Source organism: Paenibacillus sepulcri (assembly GCF_042647105.1).
Lineage (GTDB): Bacteria > Bacillota > Bacilli > Paenibacillales > Paenibacillaceae > Paenibacillus_Z > Paenibacillus_Z sepulcri.
The window spans coordinates 6201684-6217870 of the sequence record NZ_JBHRUP010000001.1 but is presented as its reverse complement, the minus strand read 5'-3'; the positions used below and the strand labels follow the sequence as shown (position 1 = coordinate 6217870).

Sequence of the window (16187 nt, the reverse complement as noted above, 5' to 3'; positions counted from 1 at the left end):
GATGCAAACTCAAACCTTTACCATCGTGAATCCGACCGGCTTCCATGTAAGACCGGCCAAGACATTCGTGCAGACCGCAAGCGGTTTTCCCTGCAAAATCACGGTCATCAACAAAGGCAAGAAGGTGAATGGCAAAAGCTCGCTCAGCATGCTGACACTGGGCATTGCCGCAGGGGAGGATGTCACCCTGGAGATTGACGGCGAGCAGGAAGCGGAAGCCATGCAGACACTCGGCCAGCTGCTTGTTCAAATTCACGAATAGCTTTCAGATGTTAGAGATTAGCAGCCAAAGAGGCGGGCTCCAGTTAACGAGCCTGCCTCTTTGACTTTATTGTTTGTTGCAAGATCGATTTGCGGCAGATCAACGCTCAGTTGCGATCGTTGGATTGCGCAGAGGAGCTTCTCTGCAAACTAGACTTATTGTCCTTATTCCTTTACGCTTCCCAATACAATGCCTTTCATAAAGAAACGCTGCAGGAACGGATAGACAATGAGAATCGGCAGCGCACCCAGGAAAATCTGGGCGGCCTTGGCTGTCCGGTCGTTCACTTCAGCCAGTGAAGCCATGTCGGCGGATGATACCAAAGACAGGTCGCGATTGATTACAACGGTCTGCAGATAGCTCTGGAGCGGATAATGATCGGGTGAATTCATGAAGATCAGCCCGTCGAACCAGGAATTCCAATGATTGACCGTGGCAAACAGCGTAATGGTAGCCAGAGCCGGCAGGGATAAGGGCACGAATATCCGCCATAACGTCGTCCAGTGTCCCGCCCCGTCAATAAACGCCGCCTCCTCCAGCTCCTTCGGCAGTCCGCGGAAGAAATTGAGCAGCAGGATGACGTTAAAGACTGGCACCGCCGAGGGCAGCACCAGCGCCCAGATCGTATCCATGATGCCGGTGTACTTGATCGTCATATACAGCGGAATCAGGCCCCCGCTGAACAGGATGGTCACTACAAACAACCAGGCGTAGAACGTGCGCAGCGGAAATTTCCTGTTATCCTTGGCAAGCGGATAGGCAACCATGATGGTAAGCACCATATTGACGACGACACCGATACCGACCCGCTGAAGGGTCACCAGGATAGAATTGAAAAAAGCCGGTTTCTTCAAGACGAACTCGTAAGAGCTGAGTGTGAATTCCACCGGCCAGAACTTGACGAACCCCGCCTGTGCCGCACCGCTGGAGCTGAAGGATACAGCCAGCACATGAATGAGCGGCAGCAGGCATATGACAGAAAGCAGGCAGAGAAACAGATAGTTGAAGCCGATAAATATCCGTCGGCTGAATGAATAATGTTCTACCATGGCTTCTGCTCCTTTCCTTAACTAGAAGATGCGATAGTTGGCAAAGCGGTACGCAATATAATAAGAGAGTGAGATAAAGACCATGGACACAATGGATTTGAACAGGCCAACCGCGGTTGCCACACCATATTGGGCGTCAATCAAGCCAATCCGGTAAACAAAGGTATCGATAATGTCCCCTGTCTCGTATACCTGAGGACTATATAAATTGAACACCTGATCGAATCCGGCATTCAGCACATTTCCCAAACTTAGCGTGAGCAGAAGGATAATGATCGGCGCCATGCCCGGAAGCGTAACATTGAGCGTTTGCTTCCAGCGGTTGGCTCCATCGACAATCGCCGCCTCATAGAGAGCCGGATTAATACTCGTCAAGGCCGCCAAATACACGATCGTGTTAAACCCGAATTCCTTCCAGGCATCGGATGCCACCAGCACATAACGGAACCATGAATTATCGCCCAGAAAATAGATCGGCTCGATGCCGAACAAGCCAAGGAATTGATTGACGATCCCATTGGATGGGGACAGGATATCAATCAGAATCCCGCCAAGAATAATCCAGGAAAGGAAGTGAGGCAAATAGATCAGCGTCTGTACACCGCGTTTGACAAACTCCTTCTTGACCTCATTGAGCAGAAGCGCAGTAATAATCGGTACGACAAGGCCTGCTACGATCTTCATTAGGGCAATGTAGACGGTGTTCAGAAGGATCAGCTTCGTCTCCGGCATTTCCAGGACATAACGGAAATTATCGAGTCCAGACCATTTGGAGCCAAAAATCCCCTTGGCCGGCACGAAATTCTCGAAGGCAATAATGAATCCGAACATGGGACCATAATGATAAATGAGAATGAGGATAAGTCCCGGCAGGATCATGAGATGCAGCGGGAGCTGTCCGCTCCATTTTTTCAGCGACATACGGCACCTCCTCAACGTTATTTAATAGAAACCAAAAGTGATTCGGCGGATGCCGTGAACGAGGGAAAGACGGTACTCTCCCCCTCATTCCGGCTGACAATTACTTGTTTTTAGCCCATTCATTCACCTCGGCCGTAATCTCGTCACCGCCAAGCTTTTTCCAATCTTCAACAAATTTATCAAAACTATCGATGGGGTCTCCCATTATAATCTTGGTAAACACCTCCAGCTCGCGTTTTTGCAGGTTGGATTCCTTCTGTACCATTGCCGGTGTAGGCGCCCCGTAGAATTCAGTCATTTTCAATCTGTCGGAGTTGACATAGTCATTAATGATGACGAAAGAGCCTGTTTTGCCGAAAACCTTGTCGTATGCCCAACCAAGCGGATCCTCGTTGGAGCCATTCAGGAAAGCAACAATTTTACCGTAATTGTCCGTTTCCTCCGGATTAAGAGCAGATGTGTCTTTACTGTCAAGCGCTGCCGATACATGAAGATGAATATCCAGGTTTTTACGTGCAGGCCAGGCAACGAATGGCGGGAATTTATGATATTCGAAGCCATCGCTTGTGAAATGTGCGGCATAATTCTCCGGTGTCGTCGTTTCTCCCCATCCGGTCTCCACAAACAGGTTCATCATTTTCAACAGCGCTTCAGGATTTTTCGCGTCTTTTTTAACTGCATAATATTTGCCGACCGCGAAGCCGACCTGAGGGGTCACAGGCTTGTCGTCGGCGGATGGAACAGCGTATGACTGCCACTCTGCAGTGGGGTCATTCTTCTTGGTGTCAACGAGCGGCCACAGCGGATTCGACATGCCTCCGAACTCGATTCCCAGCTTGCCGGATGCCGTCAGCTCCGCTTCTTTCCCGCCGTCTTTGACCCCGAATTCCTTGTCGATCTGGCCTTTTTTGTATAGATCCTGCAAAGCGGCGAGCGCCGTCTTCATCTCCGGCTGAATGCTGCCGTATACGACGCTGCCTTCCGCATCCTTAATCCAGCTTTTTGGGTAAGCATGATAGGCGTTCATAAAACCGGTGATATCGGCAAAGCCTCCGTACAAATCTTTGTTTAGAGCAATGCCGTAAGTGTCGTCCTTCCCATTCTTATCCGGATCCTGCGTGGTGAACGCTTCCGAGATGGTCAGAATATCCTGCATCGTTTTGGGCTCGGGCAGATTAAGCTCCTTCAGCCAATCGCTGCGGATCCATACCATAGCCGCCCCGTCCATCGAGGAGCCTGTACTTGGAATCGCCATCAGTTTACCGTCAAATGTAGCCGATGCCAGGGCGTTAGGACCGTCCTGGTTCAGTACTTCTTTGAGAAAAGGGGAACCATATTTTTCATAGATTTCAGTCAAATCCATCAATTCGCCCGCATCCTGCAGCTGCTGCAGCTGCTTGGAGCTTACCGGGATAAAATCAGGGAGATCTCCCGAGGCGATGGACACATTCATTTTCTGCTCGCCCTGTCCTCCCGCTTGGTCACCGCTGACTACCCATTGATTTTTAACCTTGATGCCAAGCTTATCTTCGATCGTTTTCGTCCATACATTGCTCTCTATGGAATCGCCTGCGGGATATTTATAGGTGTCGTTGACGATCCGAACTGTAGAAATCTCGATAGGTGGATCAAACTTCCCAAGATATGGTTCCGGCTCGCTGGCGCCGGCATTGCCGGTTCCATCCGTATTCTTCGTTTCCGTATCCGTTGCGGTCGCCTGGTTGCCTCCATCTGCTGTATTGGAGCTTTCCTTATTGTTGCCGGAGCTGCAAGCGGTTACAAAAAGCATAATACATACGAGCGTCAGAATTGCCGTCCATCTTGTGGGCTTGCTCATTTTTTCGAACCTCCCTATTTAGTGTGGTTGCTATATTTCCAGTTTAAGGGCAGGCCATACATGCGTAAATGTCACTCTGTTCTGATTTGTTATCTTCTGTTTGGTTCATGTCTTGGCGCGGAACTCCTGAGGTGTCAGATTCAGCCGCTTCTTGAAAAAACGCGTAAAATAACCTGCGGTTTCGAAGCCGACCTTTTCCGCAATTTCATGAATCTTCAGCGGCGTCGTCTCCAGAAGCTCCTTGGCTTTCTCCAGACGGATCCGGGCAATATACTCCGAGAGATTATTCCCCGTCGATTGTTTGTACAACACCGACAGATAGGTCGGATTCAAATACACGATCTCCGCAAGCTTCGTCAGCGACAGATCGCCATCCAGATGATGGCAGATATGCTGGTGCAGCTTATTGATCACCTGTGAAGTCCGTTCATCCTGAAGCTCCCTGCGCCGGGAAAGAATCAACAAGGACAGCGTCAGGAAGGTTTGGGCGGCCTGTTCGCTGGTAGAGTGTGTCGATAGATTGAATAAGCCTTCAAGGTCGATATCGCTTCCGTCGGTTCCGGGATTCAACCATTCCAGCTGGGCCAGCAGCAGGGCCGCTACCGAATAATAGACCTGCACATAATCAGCGAATTTGGTTGGCCGGCCCAGCACCTCCTTCAGGTATTCGATAAACGGTTCTTCCAGCCCCTCGTTCATCAGCCGCTCCAGCTTATCCATCATCATTCTGACCGGAGGAAGCGGATCGCTGCCGCCGCCCTCGTCCAGCGGATCTACGCTCATGAGCATGCCAACTCCCGTTCCAATTCCAAGAACCAGCTTATGCCTCATATTGGCGTACGCCCGGGACAGTCCCGTCCATGTTACAGGGTACGCAGGGCTGATGAAGGACACCGGCTGTTCCAGCAGGCGAAGGCAGGTTTCTTGGACCGATTCCAGCGTTCCCTGAACGAAGGAGCCTGTTTTCCTCCAGAGAGCCGCCGAATGGCATGCCTTGACTTCATGTGTTTCATGGCCAGAGGGCTGGATCAGCAGCACGAGATGATTGGCATCCAGATTTACGGAGAAAAAAACGGCTGTTTCAAAAAACTCCGCCGCAATATTTTGAATCGCGTACAAAAGCAGCATTTGATCCCGAGAATCGGCATTCTCCTCTGAGCGGTCAATGCGCCCGATTACAGGGATCAGTTCCAGGTCAAGGGACAGCGGGATGTCCAGCTCCTGCATTCTTGCTTGAACCATGCTGCCGCTAAAATGAGGATCCAGCAGGGAGGTGAACCATTCCCTGTGCAGCAGGGGGAGCGCTTTGTGCATCTGTTCCTTGGCCTGCAGCATGAACTGGTCGCTCCGCGTCTCTTCCCTCAAATCCTCCATCGCCTTGCGGATGCTGCGGAGAATCGCTTCGTCGCCTTCGGTTTTCAAAATATAATCGACCGATCCTGTCCGAATCGCCTCCTGGGCGGTTTGCAGCTCGCGGATACCGGTAAGGAAAATAATTTTGCAGCGGGGCCACTGGCTGACCACCCACTTCTGCAGCTCCAGACCTGTCATACCCGGCATGCGGATATCGCTCAAAACAATATCCATCTTCGTCCGTGTCAGCCACTCCACCGCTTCTTCCGGCGCATAGGCGCGATAAAGCTCAAGCTCCAGATCTGCGGTATTTTCCAGCATTTCATACAAGCCGTCAACAGTGTATGGCTCATCGTCCACGATCAACAGTCTGATCATCCCGGCATTTCCCCTTCCCTCGGCAGAGTCATGGTTACTTTCAGGCCTTTCTCTTCACCTGTCTCGAGGGTCAATCCTCCGAGGCCGCCATATCTGATCTGGATGCGGCGATGCACGTTCAGAAGTCCCGTATGCTCATGCGCCTGATCATCCTGATGAAGCTTGCTCTGAAGCTCGCGCAGCTTCTCCTCGTCGATTGTCCCCCCGTTATCCTCGACGATGATGACGATCTTATCCGGCAAGCAGATGATGCGGACACGAATCCATCCGCCTTTTCGCTTATGCTCCAGCCCATGATTGTAGCAGTTCTCAATCAGAGGCTGCAGGATAAGACGGGGGACCGCAGCGGCTCCCGCTTCTTCCGGCAGTTCATCGAATTCCACTTGAATCCGGCTCCCGAAGCGGACCGACTGAATTTCGGCATAGGTGCGCGCATGCTTGATTTCGTTCTCCAGTGGAACCTCGTCCGCCCCGTCGCGTGTAATGAATTCAAAATACTCCCCGAGATGCTTGGTAAAATAAATGACGTTGTCATGGTCCTTGAGCATGGCCATCCGGTACAGAATGAAATAGCTGTTATATAGAAAATGCGGATTGATCTGCGATTGCAAATGGCGCAGCTCGGCTGTACGCGCCCGGTACTGCTGCTCGTACACCTCATGCACCAGCACATCCAGACGCTTGACCATCCCGTTGAATTGCCCGTATAAATAACCGAATTCATCCTTGAGCGGATAATTCATTTCCAGATTGAAATGACCCTGCTCAATCCGCCTGAAGGACCTCACCAGTTTCTTGAGCGGCTGGTGGATAATCAGATAGATGCTGTAGGAGAACAGCAGCACAATAAATATCGAGGCAATGGACAGGGCAGAGAACCAGGACCGGTAGGAATCAAGCGATGCGGTCACGCTTTTGCTGGGAATATACATGAACAGCGTCATGCCAAGTCTTGTGGAGGACTTCGAAACCACCATATACGGGTCATCCTTCAGCGTGACCTCGCGGATCTCCGCTTCATGGGCGGCGCTTGCCGCATGACTCATCCCCGCCTCCTCCAGCATCCCGGCATCGGCTTCATTGCGTGTTCCGCTGACCGTCCAGGACATTCCCTCCCCGGCCAGAATAGCGCCGCCCCCTTCATTGGTGAACTCCTTGAGGACATCGGCCAGCTCCTTCCGGGAAATCTCCACTGTCAGCAGGAACACCGGCTTCTGATCGCTGGAGACAGCCGGGTCCGGATAAGGCAAGCTGATGAATATCCGGTCCTGCCACACAAGGAATGGAGACTCAAAACGATTGGTCGACTTCGCGAGTGATTGAAATTGATCCTCATTAAACGAGGTGAAAATATTATCGTTTGCCGATACCGTCCGGTTCATCGACGGAATAAAAGCGCTTGCATTTTCAACGAACTTGCTGGAGCGCTTGAGGATATCCAGTCGTTTCTTCAGGCCCAGCTGCGCCTGCATCTTCTCGATCTCGGACATAACCTCCGCGGAGGAGGATAGCTTGAGCAGATCCTCGTCATTGACATACTCCTGCAGCAGCGAGATCACCCGGCTCAGGTCGAATTCCAGCATGTTCACGTACAAGGAAGTCCGCGACAGCAGCGACTGGGTAATTTCCTTCTCCACTGTGCCCGAACCGGCGTCATTCATCCGCCAGCTGATCAGATACATCGGGCTGAGTATGACCAGAAAGGTTAGCACCAGCTTAGGGTATATCGACAATGAAGTCATCCTGTTCCATATGTTCATGCTCCCACTCCAATCCTGGATCGTGTGTGACTGCTTCTGCTTGTTGACTTGGATCCTCATACGGCGGATGCTGAACATGAAATCATTCGATTACATATTCAAACCAACCACCTCTATACAAACCATATCGCACCGCCAATCAATTGTATAGACCGTACCTTTCTCTCGCTATAAGGTCAAAAAAAAATCTCCCAAAATCTATGGGAGACTTAAGCAATAACCTATATTTTACAGGCAATTATCGCAGAGAAAGAATGACCGGCTTTACGACTTGCCGTCATGATCTTTCACCGTTGTTGAAGCTTTACCCAAAATCCCCGCCATCCTGTCATGGTGCTTGCTGTAAGACTGATACGTTAAAATTCATTTACGCAGTGTGCCGGCTTGCCGCCAGACAGGACTGCCTTAATGTTTTGTACGGCAATGCCGGCCATTTTCAATCGGGTTGCGATGGTGGCGCTTCCGATATGAGGCAGCAGCGTTACGTTCTCCAAACCAAATAAACGATGCCGGGATGTAATGGGCTCCTGTTCAAATACATCCAGCCCCGCTCCCCATATCCGTTTATTTTTCAAAGCATGAAACAATGCCGCTTCGTCAACGTTCTCCCCCCTGCTCGTATTGATGAAAACGGCATTGGGCTTCATCAAATGGAATTCCCTTTCGCCCAACATTCTGTGGGTCGCCGGAGTAGAGGGCGCCAGCATGACAACAAAATCCGATTTGGTGAGCAGGTCGTCCAACTCGGCATAAGCGACGCCAAGCTGCTGCTCCGCTTGAGGTTTCCGGTTTCGATTGCAGTACAGGATATTCATGCCGAAGCCGGCTGCCCTTCGGGAAACGGCCTCACCGATACGCCCCATACCGATAATCCCCAAAGTCGAACCCCAGACATCCTGTCCTGTCAGCAGCATCGGCCCCCAGCTATTCCAGCGATCCGCCTTAATAAAGGCCATCCCTTCCACGATTTTTCTGGAAACTGCCAGGAGAAGCGCAAATGTCAGATCTGCAACGGCTTCTGTCAATACATCCGGCGTATGTCCCACATATATCCCTCGTTTTGAAGCTTCCTGAATATCGATATTGTTGTATCCAACAGCCATCGTACTGACAATTTTAAGCTTTGCGCCGGCACTCAAGACCTGCTTGTCAATTTGATCGGAAACGTTAGTAAGGAGCGCATCCGCTTCAGCGGCTTCTTTCACAATCTTGTCGTAGGGCATCGGGTCGTCCTCGGACGGCCACATATGAATGCGGTAATTTCTCTCGTCGAGTTCCTGAATGATTGGGTCCGGCAGTTTCCTCGTAATAACAATCTTCTTTCGGATTTCCATTTAATAAGCATCCTCCAGCAGCGCAATCAATCCTTCTTTCGTTGGCACACGCGGATTATTCCGAATCAACCTGTCGATCTGCAGCGCTTTCTCCGCAATGCCGGGCAGACTCTCATTCTTCACCCCGATAGACGAAAGCTTCGTGGGAAGACCAATCGATTTCAACAGCTCGAGCACCTTGTCAGCAACCAGCAAGGATTGCTGCCTGGACTCAAGCTGGCTGCAGTTCAAATGAAAGGCTTCAGCTATAAGCGACATTTTCTTGCCCTGCACCTCGGCGTTGAACATCATCACATAGGGAAGAAGCAATCCCGTTATCTCCCCGTGCGGCGACTTGGCAGCTCCGCCTATTGGATAAGCCAGCGCATGAGCAAGAGCGGTTCCCGCATTCGAGAACGCGATCCCGGCAAACAGACTGCCTAACAGCATGTTTGATCTGGCTTCCAAATTTGTTCCTTGCTGCACAGCCGTTACCAGATTGTGATACAGCAGCTCGATCGCCTGTAAAGCGAATGTGTCGCTGATGGGATTGGAGCCCTGAAATAAAATTTCACCCTCTGCTTGAATATACTTGAAGTCCTTTGCCATATAGGCTTCTATCGCATGCGACAAAGCGTCGATTCCTGAGCATGCGCTCACGTATGGAGGCAGCTCAAGCGTCAATTCAGGGTCCAGCAAAGCAACGGATGGACGTAAATAATTGTTCGAAATCCCCACCTTGATGTTATTCTCCGTATCGGTTACAACGGCAACGGAGGTTACCTCCGAGCCGGTCCCCGCGGTTGTGGGAATTGCGATCAGGGGAGCAATGGGATGATCGATTGCATTTTCCCCAAAATAATCCCTCGGATGCCCCCCTTGCGCCAGCAGCAAGGCAACGATTTTGGCAAGATCAATACTGCTCCCTCCGCCCAATCCGATAATCGCGTCGATCTTCATCTGAGCTTTGGCAAACTCGTAGCATTCGACCGCCTTCTCGACCGGAGGCTCGGGTACCGCCTGATCATAAACGATCAGTTGATATCCCCAATCCTGCAGGAGGCCGGCGACCTTCGTTGTCAGGCCGCTCTTTGTGATCCCCTGGTCTGTTATAAGCAAAAGATTTTGGGCCTTCAGCCTTTTCAAAACCGCATCCAGCCTCATAATCGAACCGTTTCCGAATACGATTCTTTCCGTCAAATAAAAATCCCAATAGTTCTTCATGTCCGCCTCCTTGATACCTAACCCATATCGATAACGACGATTCTCTCTTCCGTCATTTCCTGAACCGCATAATAGGGTCCTTCTTTGCCGATCCCGCTGTCCTTGACCCCGCCATAAGGCATAATATCCGCCCGGTAGGAGGAAGCGTCGTTAATGATGACACCGCCAAACTCCAGCCTTTGGGCCGCTTTCAGGGCCAATTGCAGGCTGGATGTGAAGAAACCCGCTTGAAGGCCATAGCTGGAATGATTTGCAGCGTCCATGGCCTCTTCCACCTCATCATAAGGGACGATGCATATGACTGGAGCAAACACTTCCTGACATACCACTTTCATATCGGGGGTGACCTCCGTAAGAATCGTCGGATGCAATAGCGCTCCCTCACGGACTCCGCCAAAGGCCACACGGGCTCCCTGCTGCACCGCCTCTTGAATCCATTCCTCCGCACGCATCGCGGCCTTCTCCGAAATCATCGGCCCTAGAAGCGTATCCTCCAGCTCCGGGTTGCCCACTTTCAACTGGCTTGCAATGCTCACAGCCCCTTCAATAAAATCATGATAGATGTCGCGGTGAACATAAATTCTCTGAACAGATATGCAAGCCTGACCATTGTTCGCAAATCCGCGCGTGACACAGAGGCGGATCGCTTTCTCGATATCAGGCGCGTCTTTGTGAACGATATTGGGCGAGTTGTTGCCCAGCTCCAGGGAAACCTTCCGAATTCCCGTTGAGCTTTTGATATGCTTGCCTACCCCGGCGCTTCCGGTAAAGGTATACATGGCAATCCGCTCGTCTTCAAGCAAGTACTGGCCTGTCTCTTCGCCCGAACCGTTAACGATATTCAAAAACCCCGGAGGCAGACCGGCCTCCAGCAGGATTTCCGCCATTTTGACTGCACTGATGGGGGCGAGCTCGGACGGCTTCAATACGATGGCGTTGCCGGCAGCAAGCGCCGGAGCTACTTTGTGCGCGACCAGGTTAAACGGGAAATTGAAGGGCGTAATGGCACAAATAACGCCTACCGGAACCCGAATGGTGAACGCTATCTTCCCTTCTTGTCCCGGCTGCCCCTGGATTGGGACTTCCTTGCCTGCAATGCGCTTCGCCTCTTCCGCCGAAGCGATAAACGTCTGGATGCCCCTTTCCACTTCCGCGCGGGCGTCCCGCAATGCTTTGCCGCATTCCCGCACTATCGTGAACGCCAATTCCTCTTTCCGCGCTTCAAACAACTCCGCCGCTTTCCTTAAAATCCCGTAACGCTTCATGACCGGCAGCTTATGCCCGCGAAACGCGGCGGCGGCGCAGCTTACGGCCTCCGCTACATCCTCCCTGGACGATTTGGACACTGCCGCCAGAATCTCGTTAGAATACTTATGAACGACAGGGAATGTTTCACTCGACTCCCGCCACTGCCTTCCAATTAAATTTCCATAGACCAATATGCTCATTGCAGCCTCCCCGGGTATGATCGTTAACAAAACACAAGACGCCAATGACTCTGGAGAAGCGGTCAAATGGCATCTTGCATGCATGCTTAGATTACGATACTCGATGCTTCTTAATGAAGTCTTCCGATACCTCCGTCCCCATTCCAGGCACTTCGGGCAGCAGGATTTCGCCGTTCACCATCTTCATCTTGGTTACCAGCATCCCATGATCCTGCTGCTTCAAGCTTCCGCTTTCGAGATAAATCGCATTCGGAATGGCGCAGAGGGCATTGACATTCGCGGGCCCTCCTCCGTGACTGGCAATTTTCAAGCCGGCCGCCTCGGTAATCGCTCCGATTTCCAGCCATTCCGTGAGCCCGCCCGCTCTCCGGTTGTCGGGCTGATAGATGCTGCCTGCGCCCGTTCTGACCGCGTCGTAAAACTGGTAGCGCGTGTAATAGTTTTCTCCGATGGCAAGCGGAATCGTAAGCTTGGCCGCCAGACGCGCCTGACTTTCCTTATACTGCGGAATCATCGGCTCCTCGTACCAATAAACCCCCAATTCCTCGTAAGCCTTCCCGCGGCGCAGAGCTTCCATTTCATCGAACGCCTGATTGGCATCGATCATGATCCGGATATCAGAACCCAATTCCTTCTGCACGATGCGGATCCGGTGAAGATCATCCTCCAGAGAGGTCTTGCCGACCTTCAGCTTGACCGCGCGAAATCCCTCTTCAGCAGCATCCACGCATTTTTGAACGTACTCTTTCTCCGTATCGTAGTACCATCCGGCCATCGCGTAGGCAGGAATCCGATCCCGGCTGGCTCCTACAACATGACAGGAGGGTTTGCCAAGCGCTTTTCCGACAATATCCCACACGCAAGTGTCCAAGGCCGCGATCGCAAATTGCGCGATTCCTTCTACACCGTGATAATCCGCAGAGGCCCACAGCTTTTGCCGGATTTTCCGGGCGAAGAAAGGGTCCTCGCCGACCATGAGCGGCAGCATCTCCTTCTCCAGGATGACCTTGACGATATCGCAAATGGACCTGACCCTTCCGACATGCGTCGTCGCATAGCCGGTAATGCCTTCGTCCGTAAATAGCTTCGTCACCACATATCCGCCAGCGTCAAACGTATTCATCGCATCGAAAACAGGCTTCTTGACTTCCGTCTGCAGTATGATTGCTTCCAGACCCGTAATTTTCAAGTTCAGCACCCCGCTAAGAAATTATTATTCGCGTACTATCCATGTCCGTTGACTCAAATATATACAACAACCTTATTGGCTTCGACCTGCACCTGGTAAGTTTCTACCGAAGGCAGCTCCTGCTCCTCTTCCACCGCGACTTCGTATGTTTTCACCAGGCATTTGTGCGGATCGAACAGCGATTTTCCGGTCGTCAGGTCAAATTCCCAGCCATGCCAGGGACAACGGATAATTTCCCCTTCCCGGGCATACTTGTATTCGCCGGGGGCCGACGGCAGAGTTGTTCCTTTAATCGGGCCCGCGCATAACGGCGCTGCCTGATGCGGACAGGTGTTCTTCAGCGCGTAGTAGTTGCCGCCGACATTAAAGATGCCGATACTGCGATTTTCCAGGGTCATGACCACTCTGGAGCCCTGCGGCAAATCGCCCACATTCCCAATGACATGTCTTCCCACAGTGCATCCTGCCTCCTTGCCCGTTTACAGTTTATAAAACTCTTTCGCATTCTCGTAGAAGATTCGGCTCCGCAAGGCATCCGGCAGCTTCGGGAATGCCTGCTTCGGCGAATCGAAGTCCCAATGCGGATAGTCGCTTGAAAACATGAGGATGTGTTCCGCATCCAGCATCTCCAGCATTTGCAGCAGATGCTGGTCGTTATCCGGCCGCTCGAGCGGCTGCGAAGCAATGCGCACATGATCGCGCAAATATTCACTTGGCTTCTTTGTCAGCCAGGGCACCTCATACCGCAGCGCTTTATACTCCTGATCCAGACGCCACATCAAGGCCGGCAGCCATGAAACCCCGCCTTCGACCAGCACTACCCGGAATCCCGGGAACCGCTCGAATACACCTTCTGTCAGATAGCTTACAAGATGCGCCTGGAAAGCAAGCGAGAGGCAGGTATGCCATTCAATATAATGGGTCGGATATCCCGGCGACGGCTGGACATTAATGCCCATTCCGTCCGTGCCCGGATGAATCGCGAAAGGCAGTCCGTGCTTGTCGCAAGCCTCATAGATCGGGTAATACTGGCGCTGTCCGAAGGGAGCGCGCGCTCCGGAGTCCGTCATCACCTGCACAAAATGCGGGTGGCCGGCCCAGCGTTCAATCTCTCGCGCCGCGGCTTGCGGATCCTGGTGGGCAATCGTTATCGAGCCCTTGAAGATGCCGTCTGCGTTGTGCTTCCCCAGCCAGGTATCCGCCAACCATTCGTTATAAGCGGACGCGATAGCCGTAGCGAAATCCGGATCAGGGATCATATTGCAGAACGCCCGCGGCATAAGAATGGCATGCTCATGGCCGAACGGCTCGAAGAGCTGCTGCCTTACAAAATCCGGGTCGGTTCCTATGCCTCCCCCGCCCGGCGGCACAGCGTCCAAGCGCATGCCATGCACGGGATTGTCGAAAAAGCCGCGGCCGCTTCCTTTGTACCGGCTTCTCCATGGCTCCGGCATATAAGAACGGATCTCATCCATGCTCCTGGGATACGGATGAACATCGCAATCTATGATGGCTTTGGTTGATTTGCGGAACGTCTCTGCAGCTGCTTCCATAGTGAGCCTCCATCCAATTCAATTTTATGAGTAGGCCAACCGGCCAAAGCTTGACCGGTCAGCGCTTGCAAACAGGCTTTGCTCCTTTATTTATGACTGGGTTGCGTACCAATCATTCGCTTCTTTGGTTAGCTGCTCGCCGCCTGTTTTATACCAATCCTCCACCATCTGGTCGAAGGTGGCTTCAACGTCTATCTCTCCCGTGACGGCCTTGATCACGTATTCTTTGACGCGCGTATCGAGAATTTCCATATTCTGCGCCTGGGAAGGGAGCGTCACCTTCAACGCGTTCTCGAAGTATGGATAATCGCGCAAGACATCGCCGCCAAGCTTGAATCGCTGCGTTTCACGAGGTCCACCAACGGTGCCCAGCCATTCCGGATTTGTCCATCTCATCGGGTTGGTTGTCCATACGGCTCCGAGCTTGGTGATCTGGGGATCGAACAATTCATGCTCTCCCCATTGCGGATTAAAGATCCGTTCGCCGGCGTCGTTCATGATCATCATAACGCCATCCGGACCCCACTCCAGCATGTCATTCGTCGGTTTGTCCGTATTAATGTAATCCAGAATCTGCAGCAGTTTGTCGTATTTCTCCTGCTCTTCCTCCAATTTCTGGCTGAATACAAGAACCGACTCCTGCAAGCCGACCCGATAATAGCCTTTATGTCCATCCGGTCCAGCTACCGGAGGAAGATTAATGTAATACGGCTGCGGCATTTCGGCATTAAAATCCTTTTGCGCGGCCAGAGAGTAGAACTCTTCCGGATTGTCCTTGCGCTCTTCGAACCAGGCCTGCCACTCCGGATTAGCGACGACCCATTTGAAATTGACATGACCGTCATTGTCATACTGATAATCATCGAAGCTCAAGTTGTCCATATAACCGATTTTGCCTGACGCAAACTTTCCGGCTACATCCTCCACCTCTGTGTTTTTCCCCTTCTCCGTAATAAACTCAGGGTCAATGAGCTCCATTTCATACCACTTGTTCAGTCGAATCAAGGCTTCTTTGGTTTCCTGGGTGGTGAGGCCAAACTGCAGCTTGTCGTCTACATCACGCCATTGAAAAGGACTTCCGCCATAGGCGCCAAAAATGGTCTGAAACCAGACCTCGCCTGGATAATCGCTGCCGTTCGATAGCGCGTAGGTGTCCTTCTTACCGTTGCCGTCCGGGTCTTCATTGCGGAATTTAATGAAGATCTGCTCCAGCTCGTCAAGCGTTTCGGGAAGTTTATTGACGCCCACCTTCTGCAGCCAGTCCGCGCGGATGGCGCCCGGACGCGGAACGCCGCCGTTCGGATAAAGGCGCGGAAGCCCCATGTTCTGACCATCCACCTGGGCAATGGTCAGCAGCGTAGGGTCATTCTTCTCAAGAAGACCGTAATAATGCGGCATATTGGTTTTAATCATATCTGCGGGAAGCTTCGCCAGAATCCCCTGCTTCGTGTACTCCGGAACATCTCCCAGCGACACTACCGTCAAATCCGGAATGGAACCCGTTGCGAGCGCCAGATTCAACTGCTCCTTGCGATTTCCGCCATCCAGCTTCAGGAAATTCAGCTTGACGTTGAATTTCTTCTCAAAGTACCGCTTGCCGAACGCATTATCCTCCGGACTGTCCCCCAATTGAAACGTATACTCATAAGTTGGCGTTTCGGCAAATTGGGCCGGCGTTTCGGTCTCTGCCAATACTTTCTCGAAGATGACCTCTGCCGCTTCCGCAGACAAGGGGTCCAATCCGGCCGTCTCGCCTCCCGCTTCTCCGGCAACCGTCGACGGTTCTGTTTTCTTCGCGCTGCTGCCGGTACAGCCCGCTAACAAAGCGGTTGTCATGCACAGAATCAGAGCTAACGCCCACGCACGCTTCATTGTCCTGCCCATTCGGTGATCCCTCCAT

13 protein-coding genes are annotated in these 16187 nt (G+C 52.1%); 1 reads left to right on the top strand and 12 read right to left on the bottom strand.

The features are described from left to right. Position 1 precedes the first annotated feature (1 nt). Positions 2-262 (top strand): HPr family phosphocarrier protein, encoded by a 261-nt coding sequence (locus tag ACFOLF_RS27080; protein ID WP_210045533.1) that lies wholly within the window; start codon positions 2-4, stop codon positions 260-262. A gap of 164 nt (positions 263-426) precedes the next feature. Here the strand turns inward: ACFOLF_RS27080 and ACFOLF_RS27075 are convergent, their stop codons facing one another. From ACFOLF_RS27075 to ACFOLF_RS27020, 12 genes are all read right to left on the bottom strand, one after another. Further along, positions 427-1311: a carbohydrate ABC transporter permease gene (locus ACFOLF_RS27075; protein ID WP_210045532.1), complete on the bottom strand. Its 885-nt coding sequence runs from the start codon at positions 1309-1311 to the stop codon at positions 427-429. Between the two features lie 21 nt (positions 1312-1332). After that, positions 1333-2232 carry an ABC transporter permease gene (locus tag ACFOLF_RS27070; RefSeq protein ID WP_210045531.1) on the bottom strand — a complete coding sequence of 300 codons (900 nt, stop codon included), beginning with the start codon at positions 2230-2232 and terminating at the stop codon, positions 1333-1335. A gap of 100 nt (positions 2233-2332) precedes the next feature. Beyond that, the gene (locus ACFOLF_RS27065; protein WP_210045530.1) at positions 2333-4069 is read right to left on the bottom strand and encodes an extracellular solute-binding protein; all 1737 of its coding nucleotides are present in this window, start codon (positions 4067-4069) and stop codon (positions 2333-2335) included. Positions 4070-4174: 105 nt separating this feature from the next. Next, complete coding sequence (locus ACFOLF_RS27060; protein WP_210045529.1) at positions 4175-5800, bottom strand: response regulator transcription factor; 1626 nt, start codon at positions 5798-5800, stop codon at positions 4175-4177. Continuing rightward, positions 5797-7560: a sensor histidine kinase gene (locus ACFOLF_RS27055; protein ID WP_210045528.1), complete on the bottom strand. Its 1764-nt coding sequence runs from the start codon at positions 7558-7560 to the stop codon at positions 5797-5799. Before ACFOLF_RS27055 ends, ACFOLF_RS27060 begins: the two co-directional genes overlap by 4 nt. A 356-nt stretch (positions 7561-7916) precedes the next feature. Next, positions 7917-8894 carry a 2-hydroxyacid dehydrogenase gene (locus ACFOLF_RS27050; protein ID WP_210045527.1) on the bottom strand — a complete coding sequence of 326 codons (978 nt, stop codon included), beginning with the start codon at positions 8892-8894 and terminating at the stop codon, positions 7917-7919. Beyond that, positions 8895-10097, bottom strand: coding sequence for a hydroxyacid-oxoacid transhydrogenase (locus tag ACFOLF_RS27045; protein WP_210045526.1), 1203 nt, complete (start codon positions 10095-10097; stop codon positions 8895-8897). A 17-nt stretch (positions 10098-10114) separates the two neighbouring features. After that, on the bottom strand, positions 10115-11545 hold the full coding sequence (locus tag ACFOLF_RS27040; RefSeq protein ID WP_210045525.1) for an aldehyde dehydrogenase family protein: 1431 nt from the start codon (positions 11543-11545) through the stop codon (positions 10115-10117). 91 nt (positions 11546-11636) lie between these two features. Next, the gene (locus tag ACFOLF_RS27035) at positions 11637-12734 is read right to left on the bottom strand and encodes a mandelate racemase/muconate lactonizing enzyme family protein (RefSeq protein ID WP_210045524.1); all 1098 of its coding nucleotides are present in this window, start codon (positions 12732-12734) and stop codon (positions 11637-11639) included. A gap of 53 nt (positions 12735-12787) precedes the next feature. Further along, positions 12788-13189 carry a Rieske (2Fe-2S) protein gene (locus tag ACFOLF_RS27030; protein WP_210045523.1) on the bottom strand — a complete coding sequence of 134 codons (402 nt, stop codon included), beginning with the start codon at positions 13187-13189 and terminating at the stop codon, positions 12788-12790. Positions 13190-13213: 24 nt separating this feature from the next. Continuing rightward, complete coding sequence (locus tag ACFOLF_RS27025) at positions 13214-14287, bottom strand: amidohydrolase family protein (protein WP_210045522.1); 1074 nt, start codon at positions 14285-14287, stop codon at positions 13214-13216. A gap of 90 nt (positions 14288-14377) precedes the next feature. Next, entirely contained in the window at positions 14378-16171 is a 1794-nt protein-coding gene (locus ACFOLF_RS27020) for an extracellular solute-binding protein (RefSeq protein WP_210045521.1), read from the bottom strand. Positions 16172-16187: the final 16 nt, after the last annotated feature.

Bases quoted from the DNA above. Each gene is read 5' to 3' on its own strand.
- ACFOLF_RS27070 (WP_210045531.1), bottom strand. From the start codon at position 2,232: ATGTCGCTGAAAAAATGGAGCGGACAGCTCCCGCTGCATCTCATGATC.
- ACFOLF_RS27065 (WP_210045530.1), bottom strand. From the start codon at position 4,069: ATGAGCAAGCCCACAAGATGGACGGCAATTCTGACGCTCGTATGTATT.
- ACFOLF_RS27040 (WP_210045525.1), bottom strand. From the start codon at position 11,545: ATGAGCATATTGGTCTATGGAAATTTAATTGGAAGGCAGTGGCGGGAG.
- ACFOLF_RS27060 (WP_210045529.1), bottom strand. From the start codon at position 5,800: ATGATCAGACTGTTGATCGTGGACGATGAGCCATACACTGTTGACGGC.
- ACFOLF_RS27025 (WP_210045522.1), bottom strand. From the start codon at position 14,287: ATGGAAGCAGCTGCAGAGACGTTCCGCAAATCAACCAAAGCCATCATA.
- ACFOLF_RS27055 (WP_210045528.1), bottom strand. From the start codon at position 7,560: ATGAACATATGGAACAGGATGACTTCATTGTCGATATACCCTAAGCTG.
- ACFOLF_RS27075 (WP_210045532.1), bottom strand. From the start codon at position 1,311: ATGGTAGAACATTATTCATTCAGCCGACGGATATTTATCGGCTTCAAC.
- ACFOLF_RS27080 (WP_210045533.1), top strand. From the start codon at position 2: ATGCAAACTCAAACCTTTACCATCGTGAATCCGACCGGCTTCCATGTA.
- ACFOLF_RS27045 (WP_210045526.1), bottom strand. From the start codon at position 10,097: ATGAAGAACTATTGGGATTTTTATTTGACGGAAAGAATCGTATTCGGA.
- ACFOLF_RS27020 (WP_210045521.1), bottom strand. From the start codon at position 16,171: ATGGGCAGGACAATGAAGCGTGCGTGGGCGTTAGCTCTGATTCTGTGC.
- ACFOLF_RS27050 (WP_210045527.1), bottom strand. From the start codon at position 8,894: ATGGAAATCCGAAAGAAGATTGTTATTACGAGGAAACTGCCGGACCCA.